Origin of the sequence: Bradyrhizobium sp. NBAIM08 (assembly GCF_020193935.1) — a bacterium.
In the GTDB taxonomy this organism is placed as follows: domain Bacteria; phylum Pseudomonadota; class Alphaproteobacteria; order Rhizobiales; family Xanthobacteraceae; genus Bradyrhizobium; species Bradyrhizobium yuanmingense.
The window spans coordinates 1-406 of the sequence record NZ_JADYVR010000916.1; the positions used below are offsets into that span (position 1 = coordinate 1).

Below are 406 nucleotides of genomic sequence, written 5' to 3' on the forward strand. Positions count from 1 at the left end.
CCACACCAACGAGGGCCACGCCGGGTTCCTGGGCCTCGAGCGCATCAGGCGGCTCATGACCGACCAGGGCCTGGGCTTCGCCGAGGCCGTCGAGGCCGTGCGGGGCGGCACCGTCTTCACCACCCACACGCCCGTGCCCGCCGGCATCGACCGCTTCACGCGCGAGCAGATGGCCACCTTCTTCGGCGGCTGGTGCGACGAGGTCGGCATCACCCTCGACGAGCTCATGGCCATCGGCCACCGCGCCGGCGACCTGCCCGAGGAGCGGTTCAACATGGCCGTCATGGGGCTCCGGCTGGCCAGCCGGTCCAACGCCGTGGCCAAGCTCCACGGCGCCGTGTCCCGCGAGATGTTCGCCGACCTGTGGCCTGACGTCCCCGTCGAGGAGGTGCCCATCGGCTCCATC

Annotated in this window: 1 pseudogene; it reads left to right on the plus strand. The window is 71.9% G+C overall.

The annotated features are described in order from the left end of the window. Positions 1–406 (plus strand): annotated as a pseudogene (locus I6F37_RS42700) (alpha-glucan phosphorylase); the annotation flags it as partial.